The organism is Bacillus sp. FSL K6-6038 (genome assembly GCF_038050455.1).
GTDB classification, from domain to species: domain Bacteria; phylum Bacillota; class Bacilli; order Bacillales; family Bacillaceae_G; genus Bacillus_A; species Bacillus_A pseudomycoides.
Window position 1 is genome coordinate 1,398,144 of the sequence record NZ_JBBOUH010000001.1, and the last position, 23,199, is coordinate 1,421,342.

The window sequence follows — 23,199 nt, forward strand, 5'->3', positions numbered from 1 at the left end:
GGGAACATAAGCTATGTCTATGAAAATCAGTGAGAAAAAATTTAATGATCGCGTTGGCGATGGAATTCAAGATTCATTTATGCGCGGGGCAGTATCTTCTGCACAAACGCGTTTATATACAAATCGCTTAAAAGCAGCCGATGAATTAGGAAACTGGGAAGAATGGCGTGAACTTGGTGAACAAATTCGTCAGCATACGTTAGAAAACTTAGACTACTATTTAATGCAACTGAGTGAAAATGTATCTAAAAGAGGCGGGCATGTTTTCTTTGCAAAAACGAAAGAAGAAGCAGCACAGTATATTCAAGAGGTAGCAAAGAAGAAGCAAGCAAAAAAAGTTGTAAAATCAAAGTCGATGGTAACGGAAGAAATTAGCATGAACCATGCACTTGAAGAAATTGGCTGTGAAGTATTAGAGAGTGACTTAGGTGAGTACATTTTACAAGTAGATAACGATCCACCATCTCATATCATTGCACCAGCACTTCATAAAAACAGAACGCAAATTCGTGATGTGTTTAAAGAAAAGCTTGGATATGAAAATTCTGATGATCCATATGAAATGACAAAGTTTGTTCGTAAACAACTTCGTGAAAAATTTATGGATGCTGAAATTGGGGTAACGGGATGTAACTTTGCAGTTGCAAATACAGGCTCTCTTTGTCTAGTAACAAACGAAGGAAATGCTGACCTTGTTATGTCTATTCCCAAAACACAAATCGCGGTAATGGGTATGGAACGTATGGTTCCAACTATGGAAGAACTAGATGTTCTTGTTGGTTTACTGTGCCGCAGTGCGGTTGGTCAAAAATTAACAAGTTATGTAACGGTAGCAGGACCGATTCAGGAAGAGGAAGTAGACGGACCAGAAGAATTTCATTTAGTTGTTGTTGATAATGGACGTTCTACAATTTTAGGTTCTGAATTCCGTCAAGTGTTGCAATGTATTCGCTGTGCAGCTTGTGTAAACGTATGTCCTGTATATCGTCATGTTGGGGGTCACTCTTATGGATCCATCTATTCTGGTCCAATTGGGGCAGTATTAACACCACTTTTAGGTGGATATGATGATTATAAAGAGCTTCCGTATGCTTCTAGTTTATGCGGAGCGTGTACAGAAGCTTGTCCGGTAAAAATTCCATTGCATGACTTGTTATTAAAACATCGCCAAGTCATTGTTGAGGAAGAAGGGCGAGCGCCACTTGCAGAAAAATTAGCAATGAAGATGTTTAGTATGGGTGCGTCTTCCGCATCTTTATACAAAATGGGATCTAAAATTGCTCCGGCTGCTATGAGTCCATTTACGTCTGGTAATCGTGTAACGAAAGGTGTAGGACCGCTGAAAAACTGGACGGATATTCGCGAGTTCCCAGCTCCAAGTAAAGAAAGATTCCGTGATTGGTATAAAGATCATAAGAAAGGCGGGAATGACTGATGACAGGGACAATTCAAAACCGTGATTCCTTTTTAGACAACATTGCGAAAGAACTTGGGCGTGCGCGTAAAACAGAAGGAGTACAGCGTCCAGTATGGAAGAATAATGTAAACGTAGAAACGTTGAAAGATTATTCAGAGGAAGAATTGTTAGCAGTATTCAAAAAACAATGTACCAACATTCATACGACTGTAATTGAAACAACAAAGGATGAACTGAGTGCAGTAGTTCGAAAAGTAATTACTGAAAACGGCGGCGGACCTATTTTATTATCGGGGGACGAACGTTTTGATACATACGGTTTGAATGCTCTATTTTCTACAGAACTTCCGAACGAAAATGTTGAAGTAAACACTTGGGATCCAGAGAAAAAAGAAGAAAATATTCGCTTAGCTGAAAAAGCAAATATCGGTATTGCTTTTAGTGATTACACATTAGCAGAATCCGGTACAATTGTCGTGCAAAGTCATAAAGGACAAGGTCGTTCTTTACACTTCTTGCCTACGATTTATTTTGCAATCATTCCACGTGAAACAATTGTACCACGTATTACACAAGCGGTTCATGATATGAATACGCGTGTAGAGAATGGAGAAGAAGTTGCATCTTGTATTAACTTTATTACAGGTCCAAGTAACTCAGCTGATATTGAAATGAATCTTGTTGTAGGTGTACATGGACCATTAAAAGCATATTATTTTGTAGTGTAAAATGGGGAAAAGCAGGCTAAGAAATGGCCTGCTTTTTTATTAGAACAAAGATAATGCGAAATGGAAGTGTCGCTCTCTTTTTGCTATATTTTTTTGGGGAAGGAGAGGATGGTGTGATATTTTATTTATATGCTTTTTTAATAGGGACGGTGCTAGGTTCTTTTTATACGGTTGTAGCAGTACGTATTCCTATTGGACAATCTATTATTGCTCCTCGTTCTTATTGTGACTATTGTCGTCATACGCTAAGGCCGAAAGAGCTTATTCCAATTATTTCTTTTTGTTTACAAAGAGGTCGCTGCATTCATTGTAAAATGAAAGTACCCTTTATTTATACATTGTTTGAGGTGATAACAGGGGGAGCATTTCTTTTTTTTACGTATGTGATTGGAATGGAGAAAGAACTAATTCTTATATGGACGTTACTTTCTTTACTCATTATCATTACAATGACAGATTTGTTCTATATGTTAATCCCGGATGTAATTTTATTCTCTTTTGCTTGTTTATTTGTAATAGAACATATTTTTATTTCACTCGTTCCTTGGTGGGAGGGTTTGATTGGTGGAGGAACGATATTTATTGTGTTATATCTCGTTCAAATTCTATTTCCGAATGGACTTGGAGGAGGGGATGTGAAATTACTTTCGCTACTTGGATTTATAATAGGGGCGAAAGCAATTTTTATTGTGCTTTGTTGTGCTTCTAGTTTGAGTCTTTGTTTCTTTGGAATTGGTATGTTACTCAAGCGTATTACATCAAGACAACCATTGCCATTCGGACCGTTTATTGCACTTGGAACAATATGTTATTTGGCTATGATATATCTGGAATAAAGTGAAACTGTAACCAGTGGAGGTATTACTGTCCGCAAATAGCGGGATAAAGGAGAAGTAGAAAATGAAAGTGTATATGGATGATCAAAGACCTTGCCCCTTTGGTTATGTCTTAGCGACAACAGTCGAAACTGCTTTAAATTTTTTGCGCAATTCTGATGTAGATATTATATCGCTCGATTATAATATGGGATGGCGTCAGAAAAATGGTTTGGATTTTTTAGAAGTTTTTTGTACGGAAGGTCTTTATGTACAGGAAATTCATTTACATACAAATGATTCAATTGGTATGCAGTACATGTTAGAGCGGATAAATAAAGGAAAAGAAACGAGAGAGATTTCCTCAAATATACAGGTGAAATGTACTGGAAGTTAAAAAGCTCCAAGGGGATCCTTGGAGCTTTTTTAGTGTTTCATCTGTGCTTGTAAAGGGATGATTTCTTCTTGTTGAACTGCTTCTAGGTTATCTTCTGCCGCTTTAGGTTCTGGATTTTTTTGAGTTAAATAATGATATACCATCCCAACGAATACGGATCCGCCGATAATGTTGCCAATTGTAACCGGAATTAAGTTATGGATAGCACCAGCGAAAGAAATTGTATCAGGATGTGGTGATACTAAAGATAGTGCAAATAATGATAAGTTTGCAATACTATGTTCATAACCGGATAAGAAGAAAGTAAAGACAAGAAACATCATAATAAGTATTTTTGCTGTATCTCCTTTTACTTGAGAAGGTAGGAAACATGCAAGGCACACGAGCCAGTTACATAAAATCGCTTTGAAAAATAATTGCATTGTAGGTGTACCCATTTTTACTGCAACGACTGTACTCATTAAATGTCCATGATTGATTGATTGGAAAATACCAGTTGCATAAAATAACAATGCAAAAAATACTGCACCTGCTAAGTTACCTGCATAACAAGCAACCCAATTACGAAGTGTATCGCCAATTGTTGTTTCTTTTCGCAGAGTTGCGACTGTAAAATACATTGTATTTCCTGTGAATAATTCAGCTCCACCATATATAATTAATATGAGTGCAATTCCAAAAAACATAGAAGATGCTAAATATGTTGCGGGTGAATTTACAACATTGAAGAAATTTCCTAATTTAAAACATAGTACAATAGTAAAACCAATATAGATGCCAGCTAGTGCAGCGCGAATGAAATATTGCATTGGATTTGCATCCAACATTTGTTTCTTTTTCTGCGCAAGTTGTACAACGTAAGCTAATCCTTGTTCTAGCATAATTAATACGCTCCTTTAGTACATTGTCTGTAAGTACTCTTCATATGAATAAGGTACACGTATTTACTCTTAGTTTCAATAAGTTTGTGCAATATTTCACAAAAAGGACATACCTTCTAAATGAAAGCGTTAACAAATCGTGGTATGATATCATATGTTTGTAAAAATAGAGGGAAATGGCAACTTTTTATGTAATAAAATGAAACTTCTATCATTGGGGCGTTATCTTTCAAGGATGGCAAATGGATTAGTTATCCTCCATCTATCTATTTTGGAAGGGGGACTATTTAGTGTGAGGTAAATGAAAAAACGCTGTTGTTACAGCGCTTTTTCATCCAAATTCTTTTGTGTATTTTGGACACTTGTATCTTTAGATAAGAACCAACCACCCATTGCAATTCCAATTAGTACAATCCAAAATCCAATTTTCCATGGTGCTGATTCTGGGAAACTGTGTGGAATAACGCCTAAAGCAGGATGAGCCAATGTATAAACAGCTAATTTAACACCAACCCAACCAACAATTAAGAAAGCGGCAGTTTCTAAACCTGGTTTGCGTTTTAATAGTTGTACGAAAGCTGATGCAGCAAATCGCATAATAATCAATCCAATCATACCACCTGCAAAAATAACCAGGAATTGTCCAGTATCAAGGCTACCAATTGTACCAAGACCTGTTTTGGGTAAAGTCATCGCTAATGCTACAGCTGCTAAAATAGAATCAACAGCAAACGCAATGTCAGCAACTTCAACTTTAAATACTGTCCACCAAAAGTTTTCTTGTTTTTTCTTAGATTCTTTCTCTTCATTTTCCTCATGCGAATTCTTTTTAACGTATGTTTTGAATAAATGGTTACCAGCGATAAACATTAAGTAAATGGCACCGATTGCTTGCACTTGCCATACGTCGACTAAGAAGGAAATCATAAATAATGATCCGAAGCGGAACACGAAAGCTCCTGCTAATCCATAAAACAATGCTTTTTTTCTTTTTTCTTCTGGTAAATGTTTGACCATGATAGCAAGAACTAGCGCGTTATCAGCTGCTAAAATTCCTTCTAGTGCAACTAAAATTAATAATACCCAACCATACTCCAATAATAATGATACATCCATGTACATTCTCCTCTCATTTGTATAAATATTAAACAAGTGAAGAGGTTTCCCCACTGTTTAGTTTCCCCATACTCCAGCCTATCGACGGTGGGATAAACTGGAAAAAAACAAAAAAGACCTCTGCCGTTGATAGGCAAAGGTCTTGCTAGACATATGTAATGAAAATGCCAACAAAGCCGGAAGAACAGAGTTCTACGTAATGACGACTTTGTTTCCAAGAATAGATTCTTGGACGCTACTCCCCTTTGGAGATATGCTATTGTATTTTCATTATATGGGTGATGTAAATGTTTGTCAACCTGTTAAAATGTCTTCGTTTGGATATTTTATCTTTCTTTGGTTTTTACGTGCAAAAGAAAATGCTAATGTTAAAGGGCCCATCTTTCCAAAAAACATCATAAATATAATGGTTATCTTCCCGATTATTGTCAATTTTGAGGTAAGTCCCATACTGAGACCAACAGTCCCAAATGCCGAAAATACTTCAAAGGCACTCATTAAGAGGGGAACTTGTTCGGTGATACTTAAAATTAATATGGCGAAAAAAATAAATGAGATTGAAATGACTACAATGGCAAGTGATTTTACAATCAAACCATCTTTTATTGATTTTTTAAAGATGACAATGTCATCTTGCTCTTGTAAAAATTTAAGAACCCCGAGTAGCATAATTAAAAAGGTTGTTAATTTAATACCGCCACCTGTTGAAGCACTACCAGCTCCAATGAACATGAGCAACATCATTAGTAAAAGAGATGGTTTTGTTAATTGTGCCATGTCTACAGTATTAAAGCCAGCTGTACGTGTGGAAACAGCTTGGAAATAGGCTGCTAGTCCTTCTTCAAACGGTGTAAATCCTTTCATAGAAATTGGATTATGGAATTCAAATATAAAAATTAAAATTGTAGCAGCAATATTTACAATAAGAGTAGATGAGAGCATAAGTTTAGAGTGTAATGTAAGGTTCTTAAAGTTGCGTTTTCTTTTTATATCCACTATGACTGTGAAACCAATTCCGCCTAAAATAATGAGAGAGGAAATGACTATGTTGACGAGTATACTATGAGATTGTGACATTAAATTATCAGTCCAAATGGAAAATCCGGCGTTGTTAAATGCTGAAATGGCATGAAAAAAACTATAATATAGTCCGCTAAAAACACCGTATTTTGGAACCCATTCAAAAGCAAGAAGAAGAGTAGCGAAACATTCAATGGTAAAAGAAAATAGAAATAATGATTTTGCGAGACGAATCACTCCGCCGATATTTGTTTGATTTAATGCTTGCTGTAGTAAAATTCGATTTTGGAGACCGATTTTTCTCCCGAGCATAATCGCGATTAATATAGCAAAGCTCATAATGCCGAGACCGCCAACTTGTATGAGTGTTAAAATGACAAGTTGCCCAAATAGGGTGAACACTTTTCCGGTGTCAACAACGCCGAGTCCTGTAACTGTAAATGCAGAAACAGTTGTAAATAATGCATCTAGCCAAGAAATTGAAGTTGTAGTGGAGATAGGCAGTTTTAATAGGCATGTTCCGATAATGGATAGTGCAATAAAAGATAACGTAAGTACACGAGGAGGACTCATTTTAATATTAATCCGTTTCATATTATATACCTTTCCTTTCGGCTTGCTCTTTGTAGTATGTCAAAAAGAATTACAATGTATGTTGAAAAGGAAAAGAGGCAGAATATATCTGCCCCTGAATCAATTATTTATAGAATTATCCACGTAATTGTTGTTGTGCTAAGGAAACGAGACGTTTTGTTACTTCGCCACCGACAGATCCGTTAGAACGAGATGCTGTATTCGAACCTAAGCTTACACCAAACTCTTGTGCAATTTCATATTTAAATTGTTCTAGCGCTTGCTCAGCACCAGGAACAAGTAATTTATTTGTTTTTACCATTGATAACACATCCTAATTTATATTCCAGTTTATTTGTTTTTAATGAGCAGTAAAGGAATGTTTTGCTGATACAAGCTAGCTCACTGTATAAACTGGTATCGTTAGTGTATGTGTTATATGTTTGGTCATACACGGAAGTAATCGGTGAGATTAGAAGTTATTGGATACGAAAAAAGAGTAGCACACATGCTACTCTTTTTTCATTATTGTTGCTGTACCTTCGACAACTATATCATTCCATTGATTATATACATTTGTTTGCAACGTAATAATTTTTTTATCATCACGTTTTTTGATAACTTCTGCGACTACGCGTAAGGTATCACCAATTTTTACAGGTGCACGAAATGATACATTTTGTGATAAATAAATTGTGTTTTTTCCTGGTAATTTTGTTCCGAGAATGGTCGAAATAAATCCTGAAACAAGCATACCATGTGCAATTCTTTCTTTAAACATTGTTGTTTTTGCAAAAGAGTCCAGAATATGAATTGGATTTACATCCCCGGTCAGTTTTGCAAAAGTGATAATGTCTTCATTGGTAATCGTTTTTGTTAAGGATGCTTGATCGCCAACTTGAATCTCATCATAATGAAGCTCTGGAACAGACTGCGCTTCTTGAAATGGATTCATTTTTTCCTCCTTCTTTTCCATTTCGAAAAATGTAAGCCATCTTGATGCAATGGGAGGAAGAAAGAGTTTAGTTTGTTCTGCGGTAAGCTGCCACATTTTCCTTACTTGATGGAAGTAAATAGATTTTTTGAGTTTTCCTCGAACTTTTTTACGAGTTCCAGTTGTGTAGATTTGAATTCTTCCAAAAAACCTTCTAATTGTTTTTGACCCTCGTCACGTTGAAGTTGTTGTTGTTCAATGAATTGTTTTGTTGTTTCTTCAAACTTACCGTTCGTTTGAGTAAGAATCGATAAAGATGTTTTTGTTGGAGACACAGTAAGTTGATGAATATGATTAGAAAGTTCGTTCCATTTTTCTTGCCATTCGTTAATTTGTTCATTTAAGGAGTTGCCTGTGAATTGCTTCACGTATTCTGTATATTGACTATTAAATTGAGTAGTGAATTGTTGTAGTTCTTTTTCGAGTTCATCTACTCCTGCTGTTAATTTATGCAAAGCATCCTGCTGTTGTTTTAAAGTTTCTAAAGTAAGTTGCTCCAATTGTTTCCCTGCTGAAGAGAAAAGGGAAAGAGAATGTGACCAATTTTTCCAAAATGCATCGACCAGTTCGTATGGTTTAGTTTCCATGGTTTGACCTCCAAATATTTTTTTGCATATTGTGAACGCAGATTATTCTGCTGTACCACCAGGTGAAGATGAAGATTTTTTTTCATCCTTTTCTGGAGAAGTAGAAAATGGAAAGAATGCATTGGTGTATAACGTGAAGAATGTTCGCAACATATTTTGGTAATGTTCAAAAGAGGTCGCGCATGTTGCTAAATATTGCTCTCCATATTCTGTTAAAGAATAAATTCGCTTTGCTGGCCCTCCTTCACTTGTATCCCAAGTGGAAGATATGAGGTTTTCTTTTTCTAACTTGCGCAAGGTTCTATAAACATTACCTTGGTCAACGGAAGAAAAGCCAATATCCATTAGCATTTGAATCAGTTTGTAACCGTGAAGACTCCAGTCTTTTAGACAGAGAAGTAAGAAGGGAACTAAGAAGTTTTTTGGCATGGAGTTTGGTTGTTTCGCTTGGTTTGTTTCCAAACTTTCTTGTTGTTCTGGTTCATTATGTAGCATGATTGTGCATCACCTCATGAATCAGTTAAATGGAATTTTTTGCTTATAAGTGCAATTTACACCTATCTGTTTTCTATGTCAATACATTTGTTGGAATATAGAAAAAAACAAAATACAGACTTGAAGTTTTATTCAGAATATTGGAAAATAGTGAATAGGTTGAATTGTTTCAAAAACGAATAAAGGAGTGTAGGAGAAGTGATTGATCAAAAATTCGATCCACTGCAAGCATGGAAAGAAGCTTATGAACAGACCGAAACATTTTGGGGAAAAACGCTCAATGAAACAATCAAAACAGAAGAGTATTCTGCTTGGATGGGAAGCGTTCTAGATTTGAATTTGTTTTATCAGAAGATGTTGAATGATGCAACAAAATGCTATTTAGAAAAAGTGAACATGCCAACCCAAGACGATATCGCAAGAGTAGCTACGCTTGTTATTAACTTAGAAAATAAAGTTGATAACATCGAAGAGTTTTTGGAAGAAAAAGCAGATTCTTTAGGACAATCTCCTACGCTAAAACGTGATGTAACAAAAGTGAAACAAGATATTCGTACATTAGAAGATAAAGTGGATAAGATTTTAGGATTACTTGAAAAACAAAATGAAGTGTTAGCAAAATTACAGGAACCAGCGAAAGAAGTGGCGAAAGCGCCTCTGAAACCAGAGAATAAAAAGTAGTTAAGAAGTGTTGTTTATACGTTCAAAAAGGGAAAGTAAGAACCTCTTTTACGAATGGTATGAACAGCTGAAAATAGTTTGTATGTAGAATATCGTTTTAAAATATGTATCAAGGTGATGCATTCTTATATCTAACAAATTCAATAAAGGGGGAATAGAAATGGTTCAATTAAATGGTAAAGTAGCAATCGTAACAGGTGGGGCAAAAGGAATTGGTAAAGCGATTACAGTAGCATTAGCAAAAGAGGGAGCAAAGGTTGTTATTAACTATAATAGCAGTAAAGAAGCGGCTGAAAATCTAGTGAATGAATTAGGAACAGAAGGTCATGATGTATATGCAGTTCAGGCAGATGTTTCTAAGCTAGAAGATGCGAAGCGCCTTGTAGATGAAGCTGTGAATCATTTTGGTAAGGTAGATATTCTTGTAAATAATGCTGGTATTACAAGAGACCGTACTTTCAAAAAATTAAACCGTGAAGATTGGGATCGCGTAATCGATGTAAACTTAAGTAGTGTATTTAATACAACGAGTGCGGCACTTCCTTACATAACAGAATCAGAAGAGGGTAGAATCATTAGCATTTCTTCTATTATTGGACAAGCTGGTGGATTTGGACAAACAAACTATTCAGCAGCAAAAGCTGGTATGTTAGGATTTACAAAGTCATTAGCGCTAGAACTTGCGAAAACAAATGTAACAGTGAATGCGATTTGCCCAGGATTCATTGATACAGAAATGGTAGCAGAAGTGCCGGAAGATGTTCGTCAAAAAATCGTTTCTAAGATTCCAAAGAAACGTTTCGGACAAGCGGATGAAATTGCAAAAGGTGTTGTATACTTGTGCCGTGATGGAGCGTATATCACTGGTCAACAGTTAAATATTAACGGCGGATTATATATGTAATGAAGCAAGGAGAAAGTGCATATCCATAGCAGGAGTGCACTTCTTTCTTGAAGAAGGAAATCAGTTAAAAAGGAGATAGGAAAATGACTACATTCGTAACAGAATGGGAAAAGCAATTGGAACTATACCCAGAAGAATATCGAAAAGCATATCGTCGTTTTAAAAGAGCGAGTGAAGTTTTACTGCGTGAACCAGAGCCACAAGTTGCTTTAACTCCAAAAGAGGTCATTTGGACGAAAAATAAAACGAAGCTGTATCGTTACATTCCAAAGCAGGAAAAAACACATTCAGTTCCCATTTTATTGATCTATGCGCTAATTAATAAACCATATATTATGGATTTGACACCAGGAAATAGTTTGGTGGAATATTTAGTAGATCGTGGTTTTGATGTGTATATGCTTGATTGGGGCACATTCGGTTTAGAAGATAGTCATTTAAAGTTTGATGATTTTGTGTTCGACTATATTGCAAAAGCAGTTAAAAAAGTAATGCGAACTGCAAAAGCGGACGAGGTATCTCTACTCGGATATTGTATGGGTGGTACGCTAACATCCATTTATGCGGCACTTCACCCACATATGCCGATTCGAAATTTAATTTTTATGACAAGTCCATTTGATTTCTCTGAAACCGGATTATATGGTCCATTATTAGATGAAAAGTATTTTAACTTAGACAAAGCAGTTGATACATTTGGAAATATACCGCCGGAAATGATTGATTTCGGAAATAAAATGTTAAAGCCAATTACAAACTTTGTTGGTCCGTATGTTGCTTTACTTGACCGCTCAGAAAATGAGCGCTTTGTTGAAAGCTGGAAGCTAATTCAAAAATGGGTTGGAGATGGTATCCCATTCCCAGGTGAATCGTATCGACAATGGATTCGCGATTTTTATCAAAATAATAAATTGGTTAAAGGTGAGCTCGTGATTCGAGGTCAAAAAGTAAAACTTGAAAACATTAAGGCAAATGTCTTAAATATTTCTGCAAAACGTGATCATATTGCATTGCCATGCCAAGTAGAGGCGTTGCTGGATCATATTTCTAGTACAGACAAACAGTATGTGTGCTTGCCGACAGGACATATGTCAGTTGTATATGGTGGAACGGCTGTAAAACAAACGTATCCTACAGTTGGAAATTGGCTTGAGGAACGCTCTAATTGAAGTGAAAAAGTGATTAATATGGCTTGAACAAATATCTTTTTTGTTCATACGAATGAAATGGAAAATCCAGCTAGCATAGGCTAGCTGGATTTTTTTATGTAAAGTAACAAAAAATAAAAGGGAGGAAATTCAATTGTAGGAGAATAGTTATGAAATTAGCATTAGGGAAGTTATACTGGAATGAAGAAGCTTGTATGCCTTGTTATCCGATATTAGAAAATGATATGATATGTGATGTGCTTATTGTTGGAAGCGGAGAATCAGGCGCTCAAATTGCATATTTTTTAACAAAATTAGGAATGAGTGTCACGTTGATTGATAAACGAAAAATTGCACACGGAAGCACAGTTGCTAATACAGGATTACTACAATTTGTTCATGATAAGTCATTGACATCTTTGATTCATACATTTGGGGAAGCAAAAGGGGTGCGAGCTTATCAGCTTTGTTACGAGGCACTGCGAACATTGGAACAGGTTGTTCCAATGTTAGATATTGATCCTTGTTTTATTCCGAGAAGAAGCTTATATTATGCAAGTCAAAATGAAGATATTTCATTCCTTCAAGAAGAGTATCGTACATTACAACGTTACGGATTTCCTGTTGAGTATTTTACAGAATCTGATATTAAGAAACGATATTCATTTACAAAACCGGCAGCATTATATACAGGGGGGGATGCAGAAGTGAACCCGTATATGTTAGCTCATGGTCTTATACATAAAGCAAACCAGCTAGGTGCTTCTACTTTTGAAAATACAGAGGTTGTGCATATTAAGCCTGTTCAAAAAGATTTGGTTTCTTACACAAAAATAGGTAAGAAAATTGTAGCGAAAGCAGTGATTATGGCTACAGGATATGAAACACTATTTGGGAAAAAAGAAGCAAATACAACGGTAGAAACCTCTTATGCTATTGTTACAAATGAGCAAGAGCATTTTAATGGGTGGCACGAACAATCATTAATTTGGGAAACTGCTCGGCCGTATTTGTATTTTCGTACGTACAAAAATAGAATTATTGTAGGCGGATTAGATGAAGCGATGCAACTTCAGAAATTTGGTGATACAAAGTTATTGCATAAACGAGAATTGCTAACTAAAATTATACAAGAGATGTTTCCAAATCTTTCAAATATAAGAGCTGAATATTATTGGGCTGCTGCATTTGGCGGAAGTCATGATGGTCTTCCTATTTGTAAAGAAGATGATAAAGTCTCTAATTTGTATTATGCATTACCGTATGGGGGAAATGGAACTGTATATGGAATGGTATTTGCAAAACTATTTCAGCAGTTATTTACAAATAAAGAAAATGATGATTTTTCTTTGTTTAATCGATAGAAAAAAGGTAGCGAAGTGATGGGATGAGAGATATAAAGAAATTTTTGCAAAAATTGCGTCCGGTACAGCTTATTGTTTTATTTTATTTCATAGCAGTAATTGTTTCTGTAATTTTATTAAGTTTACCATTTGTCATTAAGCCAGGTGTAAAATGGACTTTTATAGATGCGTTATTTATATCTGTTAGCGCTGTTAGTGTTACGGGGCTTTCAGTGGTTTCTATTCCAGATACGTTTAATACGGCAGGTATTATGATTTTAGCACTCGTATTACAATTAGGCGGTTTAGGAATTATGGCACTTGGTACATTTGTTTGGATGATAACAGGTAAGAAAATAGGTTTGCAGCGAAGACGATTAATTATGGCAGATCATAACCAAGGAAATTTATCAGGGCTTGTTGAGTTGATGCGGTCTATTTTAATTTTGATTATTTCGATAGAAGTGGTTGGGGCGCTTCTATTAGGAACAAGATTTTTACTCTATTTCCCAAGTTGGAAAGAAGCGTATTTTCATGGTTTTTTTGCCGCTGTTAGTGCAACAACGAATGGTGGATTTGATTTAACTGGTCAGTCGCTTATTCCATATCAGAAAGACTATATTGTACAAATAATTCATATGCTTCTTATTATTTTAGGAGCAATTGGCTTTCCTGTGCTAATGGAAGTAAAACAGTATTTGAGTAAGGAAAAACATCAATTGTTTCGTTTTTCACTATTTACAAAATTGACAACAACGACATTTTTCTCGCTTATTATTGTGGGAACAATCGTTATTTTTTTATTGGAGCGAAATCAGTTTTTATTAGGGAAATCCTGGCATGAAACGGTATTTTATACGTTGTTTCAATCCGTTACAACGAGAAGTGGTGGATTAGCGACAATGGATATACGTGACTTGTCACAGCCGACGCTTTTATTTATGAGTGTTTTAATGTTTATTGGTGCTTCTCCAAGTTCAGTTGGAGGGGGAATACGTACAACGACGTTTGCTGTGAATATTCTTTCCCTATATACGTTTGCAAAAGGTGACAGAACGGTACGTGTTTTTAAACGGCAATTGCATGAGGAAGACGTTTTAAAAGCGTCCGTTGTTATGACTATGGGGATTTTATTATGTGCTTCTGCTTTATTTATTTTATCGATGACTGAAAATGCACCATTTATGAGTTTAATTGTTGAAGTATGTTCTGCATTTGGAACGACTGGGTTATCAACAGGTATCACTTCTGATTTAACAACTGCTGGAAAACTTGTATTAATTGTTCTTATGTTTATTGGTCGTGTTGGTATTTTAACATTTATTTTAGCAAGTGGTGGAAGGGAACAACCACCTCGCTATAAATATCCCAAAGAGAGAATTATTATTGGATAACATGAAACCATTCTACCTATAAAGGTAGAATGGTTTTTTAATCGTTAATACCAAATTGAGGGTGCATAAATGAATCTTCAACCCCGTCTGTTTTGTTTCGTAACACTTCTTGATTTTCTTCTGAAATCCATCCGATATCATTTGTTGGATGGATCCATTCTTCGCCAGCCATAATGGCCGGATCAACTTCATCACTCCAATTGTTAAGTGGGCTATTTTTAGAATTGTATTTACTATCTCCAATTACAACATCGTATTGATTAATAAAGGGTTGTTGCATTTGTTTTCCTGTTCCTTTAAAGGAGGGGAAATTCATTTGATGCGGCAAGGTTTCATCTAAAATGGGTGAATGAATTTGTTGTTTTTTCTTCAAAGTAATCGTTCCTTCTTTATTTATAGTAGGAAATATGAATTTCCTGTTCAGATATAGTGTTTCCATATATACGTTGCTTTGTACTTGTTAACACTTCCCATCAATAATTTTTGAAAGTTTTCTCAAACTAATATAGAAAGTAAGATGTCATTACAGTGAAGGAAGGTATTGTAAGTGGTAAAACGAAAAGTAAAACAACATGCGGCAATGAATCATAATAAAACTCCAAAAGAAAGCCTACCGGATGCGGAATTTGCGGTAGAGTATGAAAATGAAAATCCAGCGAAATATGCAAATCGTAATTCAAAAAAGGGTAAGCAAAAATGAGGCGTTTTTTACAAACGCCTCATTTTTTTGTGGAATTTTTAATCTTTTCTTAATTAATTGTAAATTTTCTGTTTTTTTGTTGTGAAAAAATATGAAAAAACATTGAAGTAGCAACGTATTACACAAAAACAAACAACAAACAAAAGATTAATGTTAGTTTAATACTGTTTTTACACTTGGCGTTTATATTGGAGTTGTACATAAGAAAAATAAAAGGAGAGAGAAAAAGTGAAAAAACACTCTTTAAAGCTGTAGCAACCGGGGGAATGTTTTCTTTATTAATGGGATGTGGTACTAAGAAAGAAGAAACTGCTGGGGCGAAAGTGAAAGATGACAAACTGTCTGGATCATTAGCAGCTTACACAGCAATTGAAGAAGAACTTGTACCTATTTATCTTGATTCCTTTAAAAAGAAATACCCAGATGTGAAATTAAATATTGTTCGTGATTCAACAGGGGTTATTACAGCGAAATTGTTAGCAGAAGGGAAAAATACACAAGCAGATGTTGTATGGGGAATAGCAGCTTCTAGTCTTTTAGCTCTAGAAAAGAAAGAAATGTTGAAAGAATACTCTCCAAAAGGTGTAGATCGTGTACTTCCGCAATTTAAAGATGATAAAAAGCCAGAAAAATGGATTCGCGACGATTAAAAATGATTATAAACTTCCGGATGGTTTCCCAAAAGATGTAACAGACAAGTTATATAAAAATAACGATTTTAAATGGGCGGCTGATAATCGCGATAAAACTTTAGAACGTTGGGAAAAAGAATTTGGGCAAAAAGCAGAACCGAAAAAGTAAGTGGGAGAGAGAAAAATGAGGTGAAGTTATGTCTATTGTTGGAGAAGAGAGAAAGCGTAGTATTCTTGAAAAAGTAGAGTTTAAGGGAAAAGTGAAAGTTTCAGAGCTAGCAAGTGAATTTTCAGTATCAACAGAAACCATTCGCAGATATTTAGAAGAGCTTGATCGGGAAAAGAAGTTGAAGAAAGTATACGGGGGAGCGGTTCAACTTCCGGGGGCAGGGATAGAGCCCCCTATGCTAGAAAGAGAAATGCTATATATTGAGGAAAAGAAAAGAATTGGCTATAAAGCAGCAACTTTTGTAGAAGATGGAGATGTCATTGTTATCGATGATGGAAGCACGCCCCTGCAAATGGTCCCGTATCTCGTTCATCGGAAAAACTTAACTGTTGTGACGAGTTCATTTCCTGTTGCAACCCAATTCATTTCTTCTATAAATAAAAAAATGTTTGATGGTGAAGTATTATTTATTGGAGGAAAGGTATCTCCAAAACACTGTCGTGTATCAGGATCTATTTCACAGCAAGTCATTCGTCAGTTTCATTTTCATAAGGCATTTATTTCAATTGATGGATTGTTACCTAGTTTTGGAATCTCGAGTTTTGAATTGGAAAAAGCTAAGTTATCAGAAGCGATGATTCAATTAGCGGAAAAGGCATTTATTTTATGTGATCATACAAAACTGGGGGTAAAAGGAAATTATCGAATCGCCGGTTTTTCTGATATTGGGCACGTAATTTGCGATAAAAAAATGCCGCATAGTTTTGAAGAATTTATTACAAAAAATAATATTCGCTGGACGATTAGTTAAATATAGGTTTCCAATCCGAAAGTTGTAGGGCCTATTGTTTTATTGTTTTACACATAGATGAGAGAGGTACTTTGAAAAGTTTTGTATCAGTGCAAAAAAAATGGACACATTTTTCGGTTTCCTTCATATAATTTACCAACAGAAAAAAAGTTGACTGGAGGAAAGAAGGGGAAAAGGTGTCGGAACGCTTGTATAATAAACTTATATTGTATACAAATATGTTACAAAAGATCGGCATTATTAATGAGCAAGAGAAGAGTGAGATGCTTCAAATGATGAACAAAAAGGCTCTGTGAAAGAGCTTTTTTTGTTGTGTAACACGTGCCTAATTTTCAGGTAGATGAAGAAATTGTATTGACAAAAAGAGATTCTCATGTGATAATTCAATTAAATTTTTAGAATAATCAAAAAATACTTCTTTTACATAGAAATGGCTAAACCATTACAGTAATATTCTCATGGGGGTGACGAAATGTTATTTTTTTTAAAGAAGTGGAAAGAGTTAAGAGATGTAAAAATGGAATTGGCTCTCCGTGATTGGTTTTATGGTACAAAAATTAGTTTATCTATGCGGACATCACAAGAACCATTAACATTTTTAGTAAATATTGAAGGAAGAGACAAAGGGTTATTTGCAGAAGAGGATTTTATTGTAGTAAATAGTATGTGCGAGCCTGTATTTGCAAACGATGAAAAACCAGCAGTTGAATCGTTTATGCATGCAGATATTTATAAAAAAGGTAATGCGGAGTGTATTTTGCAAGTTCAAACTGTAGATAGTCATTTAATATCAGAGTTATATGGAAAAGAAGGAGCAGTTACATTTGAAAAACGCACTGTAGAACGTGTTTTTGGAAAAGAAGGAATTACAGAGATTACGATTCCGATTGTAGAAAATGAAAAGAAGTTTGCTGATTTATTAGAGAATCATGTTCCTAATTTTATAGAAGGCGGCGGTGCTATACTTGTTCATAATTACGGAATGATTGTATGGGGAAACTCGCCAGAAGAGACGAAAAAATGGCTAGAAGGGTTAGAGTATTTAATGAATTATCACGTGAAATTATTGATGATTAAAGGAACTAAGAGTTCAGTTATATAAAGAGAATAATTCGTTACGTGCAAACTAATAAATGAAAGCGTTTTAAAAAATAATTTCACTCATAAAATATGGGTCTCCTTATTATATATAGATTACATGTCGTCATGTGAGGAGGAACGTATTTTGCGAGTTAAATATCATTTTCTGCCGAAACAACAGGTGACATTTTGTAAGGATAATGATTCGGGGGAACAGGCGTTAAAAATTATGGACGTGAAGGGATATAGAGCAATCCCTGTACTTGCAGAAGATGAGAAGAGATTTAAAGGGATCATTTATAAAGTAGATATTTTAGAACGTAAATGTAATGAGGGTTTAGAAGATGTATGTGTGAAAGATATTATGGAAGATAAATCTGCATTTATTTTTGAAAAGGATTCTTTTTTTCGAGCCTTTTATGTAATTAGGCGTCTTCCATTTTTAGCTGTATTGAATGAGTACAATGAATTTGTTGGCATTTTAACACATTCTAATATATTTGATGTCATTGAAGATTCATTTGGGATGCAAACGGGTGGTTATATAATAACAATCGCAACGCAAGATTGTAAGGGGACAATTAAGGAGTTAGGAACGTTGCTCAGGTCTTATCATATTGGTGGATTATTTACATTGGACAATGGTGATCAATATATTCGTCGTGTTATTGTGAACATTACAGATGACTTAAGTGAAAAAGCATTAGAATCATTAATTGCAAAAATAGAGAAAAAAGGATTTCGCGTGAGTCATGTAGATTATATATAAGGTAGTAGTATGAAAAATAGAGAGCAGCATATAGCTGCTCTCTATTTTTGTTTGGAGACAGGTGGTGGTGAGAGGACAAGGTCGGATAAGAAAATAAAGTCTGCATGTTCACGTACTTTAGGAATGGTGGACTCAATAACACGAGAAGTAATTTCCCCAGGAGGGCCGACATGACCAATTGCTACTACGACAGGTTTTTCTTTAATTTTTTGTAGAAGTAACTGTGCTTGCTTTGTAATATGAGATGATGTATAAACATCATCAAAGAATAATTGATTTTCTACAATAGGAACTCCTAATTCCTTTCCGATTTTTGGTACTATGCTATTGGGATTTGTTTTACTATCTAAATAAAATAGGCCATGTTTTTTACATACTGATAGTATGATTCGCATAATTCTTTCATCAGCTGTTACTTTAGAACCCATATGATTATTCATCCCAATTGCATGTGGTACTTCTTGAATCGCTTGTTCGACCCGACTTTCAATTTCATGATCACTTAAATCAGTTGTAATGGCTTTAGGACCAAGCCATTCTTTTTTTCCTTTAATAGGCTCCATTGGCATATGAATAATAACTTCATGCCCTTTTTGATGTGCAGCTACTGCATCTTGTTTTGTAGATGGAAGAAAGGGCATAACAGCTACAGTAAGTGGAATGGGAAGTGATAACATCCTTTCAGTTCCCTTCATATTATTTCCAAAGTCGTCGATTACAATGGCAACTTTATTTGTATGGGCATACGTTTGAAAAGGAAAAATGACAGTAGATAATAAAATGAAAAAAATAATGATATGTTTACGCATATAAAAAATTCCTTTCTGAGTGGGTGATTTGTTATAAATAAAGCTTTATCAAATTTCTAGTTAGTGAAACAAATTAGATATGTAATTTGCATGAACTGCACTAAAATCCTGATTGGTAAGTGCTAATAATCAGTGGGGATGAAGAAAGTTCGCACTGATTAAGGTTTACCTTTATAGAAAATTTATCTTTTTTAATAAAATAAGGTACTGTATTTGTGAAGATGGAAACGCAAATCTATAATTATGATTTGCGTTTTTTACATAAATTAAACGAGAAAAATGTCGAAGTACTGGAAATTAAAAATGTAAAAGTAGAGTTTATTTGTCGTTTGGAAAAAATACCATGAAAAAAATGTCTATTATTGCGAATGTATTTACAAAGATAGAATAATTTGTAATAATTCTCAAAGTGAGGATAAAGATTTGTAAATTACAGGGAGAAAATGTTAGAATTTCTGAGTATTCTAATTCGGTTACAATATACATTTGTAGTCTGAATGTATGGAGTGAAAATGAAGTAGAGAGTATGGAAGAATAATGAGGGGGATATGGATGTTTACAGCAAAACGGGAGTACACAATGGAAAAACTTTCGCGTGATATTCATATGAAGCGTGAAGAAATGATTCATTTAGGTTTAACAAACGGATTAAACAGTACTGAAACAATTCAAGTGAGTCAAGAATTGGACAAGCTTATTGTACAGTATCAACGATATAAAGAACAAAAAACACCAAGATGGTTCGCATTTATGAAGGTACCCTTTTTTCAAATGGAATATGAAGGGAAATCAAGTGCTTTTTGGAAAATGTTTGTGACTGCTTTTATGAAATAAACATAATTACCCTCCGCAGAGAAGGATAATTATGCTGAATCTAATGGAAGCTTTATATGAACTGTGGTTCCTTTATTTTTTGTACTATCAATCACAATTTGTCCATCATACATTTCTATAATTCGTTTGCATATGACAAGACCAAGACCTGTTCCGGTATCTTTACTGGTAAAGAACGGATGAAAGAGGTGTTTTTGAATATGCTTTGGAATACCTTTTCCTGTGTCAATAATGTGTAATTGTGCGTGCTCTTTATTACTGGTTACCTGAATTGTTAATACATCACCAGATGACATAGCTTCAATTGCATTTTTTGTAATATTTAAAACCACTTGTTTCATATGATCTTTTGAACAACGGATATGAACAGGATGGTCTGGTAACTGCAAGGTGAATATAATATTATGCAAATTTGCTTCGGATCGAATAATTAACGAGACCTCTTTGATAATATCCCTTACATCATACTTTTTTTCGATAATCGCTGTTGGTTTACCAAGAATAAGAAATTCGCTAACAATTTCATTGATACGTTTTATTTCTTGTTCGATAACAGAAAAATAAAATTGGTCTTGTTCTTGTATATGTTTTTCCTTTAAGAGTGTTACAAGACCTTTAATTCCAGTAAGTGGATTACGGATTTCATGAGCTGTACTAGCTGCAAAAGTACCAACTAATTCAATTTTTTGTATTTCATTTTGTTGTCTCTCCAATCTTGTTTGTCGTTTCAGCAAAATATATTGAACGAGTAAAAATAAAATTGTCATTAAAAATAAAGTAACCAGACATTCTACCGCAACGGTTTTGTATAAAGTTGTTTTATGAATAGGTAATGGAGAAACAGCAACTTTCCATTTTAATTTTTGTAGTGGAGTAGAAATTTTGTTTGTATGTTGCCCAGTTGGTTCGTTATTATCATCTGTTAAAAAGACTACATCATGCTCATCGGTTACTTCAAAATGATATTGTGGTTTAATAGCATTTAAAGCAGACGATATATAATCAAAGCGTAAACTAGCCAACAATAAACCAGAAATTTGTTTGTGTTTTGTAAAAATGGGTGTGGCAATCATAATAGCTTGGTGTCCAAGAACCCGATCTGTAATGACAGATGATACAGTTGTTTTTTTGGATTTAAAAGCTTCTGCTATATAATACCGATCTGCAACCTGAATTGGTGTTGTTAAACCTTTTGATGCTACAGTAATTAGGCCGTTTTTATTTGTATAATATAATCCAGAAAAACGCTCGTCTTTTTCATCGGTATCGTGTAATATTTGCTGAATTCCGTTTGTATTTTCTGTTTCTGTATTTACGACCATAGCAAGCATCTCTAAGGCGGAAATTGCTTCGCCAATACGGTGATCTAAGTAGTCCCTATATAAAAATAAAACAGTATGAGCAGCTTGTTTGTTTTCCTGTTGCATTTGGTAGGTGTGATAAGAATAGAAAGTTGCACCGATTCCCAGTGTCGGTAATATAACAAGCAGTATATAAAAAGTTATGCTTCGTAATTTTCCATTCAAGATTGCTACTCCTTTTTTTTATTATCATTATATATAAACTGTGTTAAAATTGTCATGTTTTTATTTCATGTGTGAAAGTTAGTACTTAGCATGTGGGAAAGAGTAAAAATGAGAAATGATTGAGCGATCATTCGTAGACAAAGATGAACCATTGGTAGCTATTTTGCTTTATGGAAAAACTTTTTATTTGGTAGATTGTCTCGAATTTTTGTGAATTTAAGTGAAGGGTTGAAATCGTATGAAGTTGAATGATGAGAGGGAAGAGATTTCTCAATCTTTAAAATTGTTTATTGCATTATCGCGTGTGCACCGCTTTGTTATGGATGCTACAAATAAATCAATACAAAGTAACGGACTAAATCCAACTGAGTTTGCTGTATTAGAATTGATATATCATAAAGGTAGTCAGCCGCTTCAACAAATTGGAGAGCGTATTTTAATTGCAAGTGGAAGTATTACGTATGTTGTTGATAAGTTAGAAAAAAAGGGGCTTGTGAAACGAATTCCATGCCCGAATGATCGCCGTGTTATATATGCACAGTTAACAGGAGAAGGAGAGACCTTCATCGCTTCTATTTTTCCAAAGCATGAAAAAGTTATACAGGATTCCTTTGGAATGTTAACAAAAGATGAGAAAAATGAGCTGTTATCTTTGCTTAAAAAAGTTGGGAAATATGAAAAGTGATAGAAAACCTTTCTTTTTTGATGGGAGAGAGCGACCGGCCATGCGTAGAAGCGGCCAAATCCTTTTTCAGCCCCATGCCAAGTGAAAACAAAAGGAGAAAATGAGTAGTAATTTCCTTTTGTTGTTCATAGCCATGACTTTATGTGTTGGAAGTTAACAAAGGGTTATCTCGCAAAGTCCCGAGTAGTGATGGGAATTTCAATTTATATAAGTACAAATTGAAAAAACGGCAGAAAACCTTTCTTTTTTTGATGAGAGAGAGCGACTGGCCATGCGTAGAAGCGGCCAGATCCTTTACCTGCTCCATGCCAAGTGGAAACAAAGAGAGGAAAAGAGTGCAGGTCATCTTTTGTTATTCATAGTAGCGATTTATATGTCGAAAAATCAAAATGGTTTTATATAACATGTTAAAAAAGCTTTCGATGTAAAATGGTCAAAGGCTTTTTTGATTATCCCGCTATTTACGGGTAGAAAAACCTCTTCCTCAAGATTCAGAGAGAAGCGAGAAAGATAGGTGAGGGTTTGAGGGATAAAGAAAAAACTCACGGATGGAAGTTTCATTTTATATAGGTAGTAATTTCATTCACCGTTCTACAAGAAGTATGGATGGAATGTTACAGTTTCTAATGGATTCTGTTGAAGAATAAAAGGAGATTCAGAAAAGGAAATGGAATTATAGTAAGGGTACATA

General features: G+C 34.8%; 25 protein-coding genes, 1 pseudogene and 1 riboswitch. Of the genes and pseudogenes, 16 read left to right on the forward strand and 10 right to left on the reverse strand.

Features of this window, described 5'->3' with window-relative positions; all coding sequences use genetic code 11:
* Positions 1-13 precede the first annotated feature (13 nt).
* The 4 genes from NSQ40_RS07045 to NSQ40_RS07060 all read left to right on the forward strand — a co-directional run bounded on the left by NSQ40_RS07045 (position 14) and on the right by NSQ40_RS07060 (position 3,357).
* Positions 14-1,435: a LutB/LldF family L-lactate oxidation iron-sulfur protein gene (locus NSQ40_RS07045; protein ID WP_003196053.1), complete on the forward strand. Its 1,422-nt coding sequence runs from the start codon at positions 14-16 to the stop codon at positions 1,433-1,435.
* Positions 1,435-2,145 carry a LutC/YkgG family protein gene (locus NSQ40_RS07050; RefSeq protein WP_003206397.1) on the forward strand — a complete coding sequence of 237 codons (711 nt, stop codon included), beginning with the start codon at positions 1,435-1,437 and terminating at the stop codon, positions 2,143-2,145. The genes NSQ40_RS07045 and NSQ40_RS07050 overlap by 1 nt, the downstream gene beginning before the upstream one ends.
* Positions 2,146-2,198: 53 nt before the next feature.
* A complete protein-coding gene (locus NSQ40_RS07055) occupies positions 2,199-2,981 on the forward strand; it encodes a prepilin peptidase (RefSeq protein ID WP_003206396.1) in 783 nt (260 codons plus the stop codon).
* Between the two features lie 64 nt (positions 2,982-3,045).
* Complete coding sequence (locus NSQ40_RS07060; RefSeq protein WP_016113915.1) at positions 3,046-3,357, forward strand: cyclic-phosphate processing receiver domain-containing protein; 312 nt, start codon at positions 3,046-3,048, stop codon at positions 3,355-3,357.
* A 29-nt stretch (positions 3,358-3,386) separates the two neighbouring features.
* On the opposite strand, the gene NSQ40_RS07065 is transcribed toward NSQ40_RS07060, so the two are convergent.
* The 7 genes from NSQ40_RS07065 to phaQ form a co-directional block, all read right to left on the reverse strand.
* Entirely contained in the window at positions 3,387-4,238 is an 852-nt protein-coding gene (locus NSQ40_RS07065) for a formate/nitrite transporter family protein (protein WP_003196057.1), read from the reverse strand.
* A gap of 318 nt (positions 4,239-4,556) precedes the next feature.
* A complete protein-coding gene (locus tag NSQ40_RS07070; protein ID WP_033795989.1) occupies positions 4,557-5,354 on the reverse strand; it encodes a TerC family protein in 798 nt (265 codons plus the stop codon).
* A 75-nt stretch (positions 5,355-5,429) separates the two neighbouring features.
* A riboswitch (yybP-ykoY riboswitch) is annotated at positions 5,430-5,610 on the reverse strand.
* A gap of 38 nt (positions 5,611-5,648) precedes the next feature.
* Positions 5,649-6,968, reverse strand: a complete 1,320-nt coding sequence (locus NSQ40_RS07075; protein WP_098159143.1) for a TrkH family potassium uptake protein — start codon at positions 6,966-6,968, stop codon at positions 5,649-5,651.
* Between the two features lie 115 nt (positions 6,969-7,083).
* Entirely contained in the window at positions 7,084-7,269 is a 186-nt protein-coding gene (locus NSQ40_RS07080; RefSeq protein ID WP_000241213.1) for an alpha/beta-type small acid-soluble spore protein, read from the reverse strand.
* Positions 7,270-7,458: 189 nt separating this feature from the next.
* Positions 7,459-7,902, reverse strand: a complete 444-nt coding sequence (locus tag NSQ40_RS07085; RefSeq protein ID WP_018764158.1) for a MaoC family dehydratase — start codon at positions 7,900-7,902, stop codon at positions 7,459-7,461.
* 101 nt (positions 7,903-8,003) lie between these two features.
* Positions 8,004-8,528 carry a polyhydroxyalkanoic acid inclusion protein PhaP gene (gene phaP / locus NSQ40_RS07090; protein ID WP_003196062.1) on the reverse strand — a complete coding sequence of 175 codons (525 nt, stop codon included), beginning with the start codon at positions 8,526-8,528 and terminating at the stop codon, positions 8,004-8,006.
* Positions 8,529-8,570: 42 nt separating this feature from the next.
* Positions 8,571-9,023 carry a poly-beta-hydroxybutyrate-responsive repressor gene (gene phaQ, locus NSQ40_RS07095; protein ID WP_003196063.1) on the reverse strand — a complete coding sequence of 151 codons (453 nt, stop codon included), beginning with the start codon at positions 9,021-9,023 and terminating at the stop codon, positions 8,571-8,573.
* A 198-nt stretch (positions 9,024-9,221) separates the two neighbouring features.
* Here phaQ and phaR point away from each other — a divergent pair, with 198 nt between their 5' ends.
* From phaR to NSQ40_RS07120, 5 genes are all read left to right on the forward strand, one after another.
* Complete coding sequence (phaR, locus tag NSQ40_RS07100; RefSeq protein WP_098159142.1) at positions 9,222-9,704, forward strand: polyhydroxyalkanoic acid synthase subunit PhaR; 483 nt, start codon at positions 9,222-9,224, stop codon at positions 9,702-9,704.
* 160 nt (positions 9,705-9,864) lie between these two features.
* Positions 9,865-10,608 (forward strand): acetoacetyl-CoA reductase, encoded by a 744-nt coding sequence (locus NSQ40_RS07105; RefSeq protein WP_003196065.1) that lies wholly within the window; start codon positions 9,865-9,867, stop codon positions 10,606-10,608.
* An 83-nt stretch (positions 10,609-10,691) separates the two neighbouring features.
* A complete protein-coding gene (phaC, locus tag NSQ40_RS07110) occupies positions 10,692-11,777 on the forward strand; it encodes a class III poly(R)-hydroxyalkanoic acid synthase subunit PhaC (RefSeq protein WP_003196066.1) in 1,086 nt (361 codons plus the stop codon).
* Positions 11,778-11,926: 149 nt separating this feature from the next.
* Positions 11,927-13,120 carry an NAD(P)/FAD-dependent oxidoreductase gene (locus tag NSQ40_RS07115; RefSeq protein WP_003206390.1) on the forward strand — a complete coding sequence of 398 codons (1,194 nt, stop codon included), beginning with the start codon at positions 11,927-11,929 and terminating at the stop codon, positions 13,118-13,120.
* A gap of 23 nt (positions 13,121-13,143) precedes the next feature.
* Positions 13,144-14,493, forward strand: a complete 1,350-nt coding sequence (locus tag NSQ40_RS07120) for a TrkH family potassium uptake protein (protein ID WP_003196068.1) — start codon at positions 13,144-13,146, stop codon at positions 14,491-14,493.
* Positions 14,494-14,530: 37 nt separating this feature from the next.
* Here the strand turns inward: NSQ40_RS07120 and NSQ40_RS07125 are convergent, their stop codons facing one another.
* Positions 14,531-14,866, reverse strand: a complete 336-nt coding sequence (locus tag NSQ40_RS07125; RefSeq protein ID WP_016113926.1) for a DUF3905 domain-containing protein — start codon at positions 14,864-14,866, stop codon at positions 14,531-14,533.
* A 174-nt stretch (positions 14,867-15,040) separates the two neighbouring features.
* Between NSQ40_RS07125 and NSQ40_RS07130 the strand changes: the two genes are divergently transcribed.
* The 5 genes and pseudogenes from NSQ40_RS07130 (at position 15,041) to cbpA (ending at position 18,654) form a co-directional block, all read left to right on the forward strand.
* Complete coding sequence (locus NSQ40_RS07130) at positions 15,041-15,193, forward strand: hypothetical protein (protein WP_000240797.1); 153 nt, start codon at positions 15,041-15,043, stop codon at positions 15,191-15,193.
* 266 nt (positions 15,194-15,459) lie between these two features.
* Positions 15,460-15,994 (forward strand): annotated as a pseudogene (locus NSQ40_RS07135) (2-aminoethylphosphonate-binding protein).
* A 28-nt stretch (positions 15,995-16,022) separates the two neighbouring features.
* Positions 16,023-16,805, forward strand: coding sequence for a DeoR/GlpR family DNA-binding transcription regulator (locus NSQ40_RS07140; protein ID WP_003196072.1), 783 nt, complete (start codon positions 16,023-16,025; stop codon positions 16,803-16,805).
* Between the two features lie 472 nt (positions 16,806-17,277).
* Entirely contained in the window at positions 17,278-17,907 is a 630-nt protein-coding gene (locus tag NSQ40_RS07145; RefSeq protein WP_003196074.1) for a class II aldolase/adducin family protein, read from the forward strand.
* A 123-nt stretch (positions 17,908-18,030) separates the two neighbouring features.
* Positions 18,031-18,654, forward strand: coding sequence for a cyclic di-AMP binding protein CbpA (cbpA, locus tag NSQ40_RS07150; RefSeq protein ID WP_018764164.1), 624 nt, complete (start codon positions 18,031-18,033; stop codon positions 18,652-18,654).
* Between the two features lie 41 nt (positions 18,655-18,695).
* On the opposite strand, the gene NSQ40_RS07155 is transcribed toward cbpA, so the two are convergent.
* The gene (locus NSQ40_RS07155) at positions 18,696-19,463 is read right to left on the reverse strand and encodes a divergent polysaccharide deacetylase family protein (RefSeq protein ID WP_003196076.1); all 768 of its coding nucleotides are present in this window, start codon (positions 19,461-19,463) and stop codon (positions 18,696-18,698) included.
* 552 nt (positions 19,464-20,015) lie between these two features.
* On the opposite strand from NSQ40_RS07155, the gene NSQ40_RS07160 reads away from it, so the two are divergent.
* Entirely contained in the window at positions 20,016-20,297 is a 282-nt protein-coding gene (locus NSQ40_RS07160) for an aspartyl-phosphate phosphatase Spo0E family protein (protein ID WP_033798111.1), read from the forward strand.
* 29 nt (positions 20,298-20,326) lie between these two features.
* Here the strand turns inward: NSQ40_RS07160 and NSQ40_RS07165 are convergent, their stop codons facing one another.
* Positions 20,327-21,823: a DUF3149 domain-containing protein gene (locus tag NSQ40_RS07165; RefSeq protein WP_041488318.1), complete on the reverse strand. Its 1,497-nt coding sequence runs from the start codon at positions 21,821-21,823 to the stop codon at positions 20,327-20,329.
* Between the two features lie 238 nt (positions 21,824-22,061).
* On the opposite strand from NSQ40_RS07165, the gene NSQ40_RS07170 reads away from it, so the two are divergent.
* A complete protein-coding gene (locus NSQ40_RS07170; protein WP_003206377.1) occupies positions 22,062-22,508 on the forward strand; it encodes a MarR family winged helix-turn-helix transcriptional regulator in 447 nt (148 codons plus the stop codon).
* The last annotated feature ends 691 nt before the right edge of the window (positions 22,509-23,199 follow it).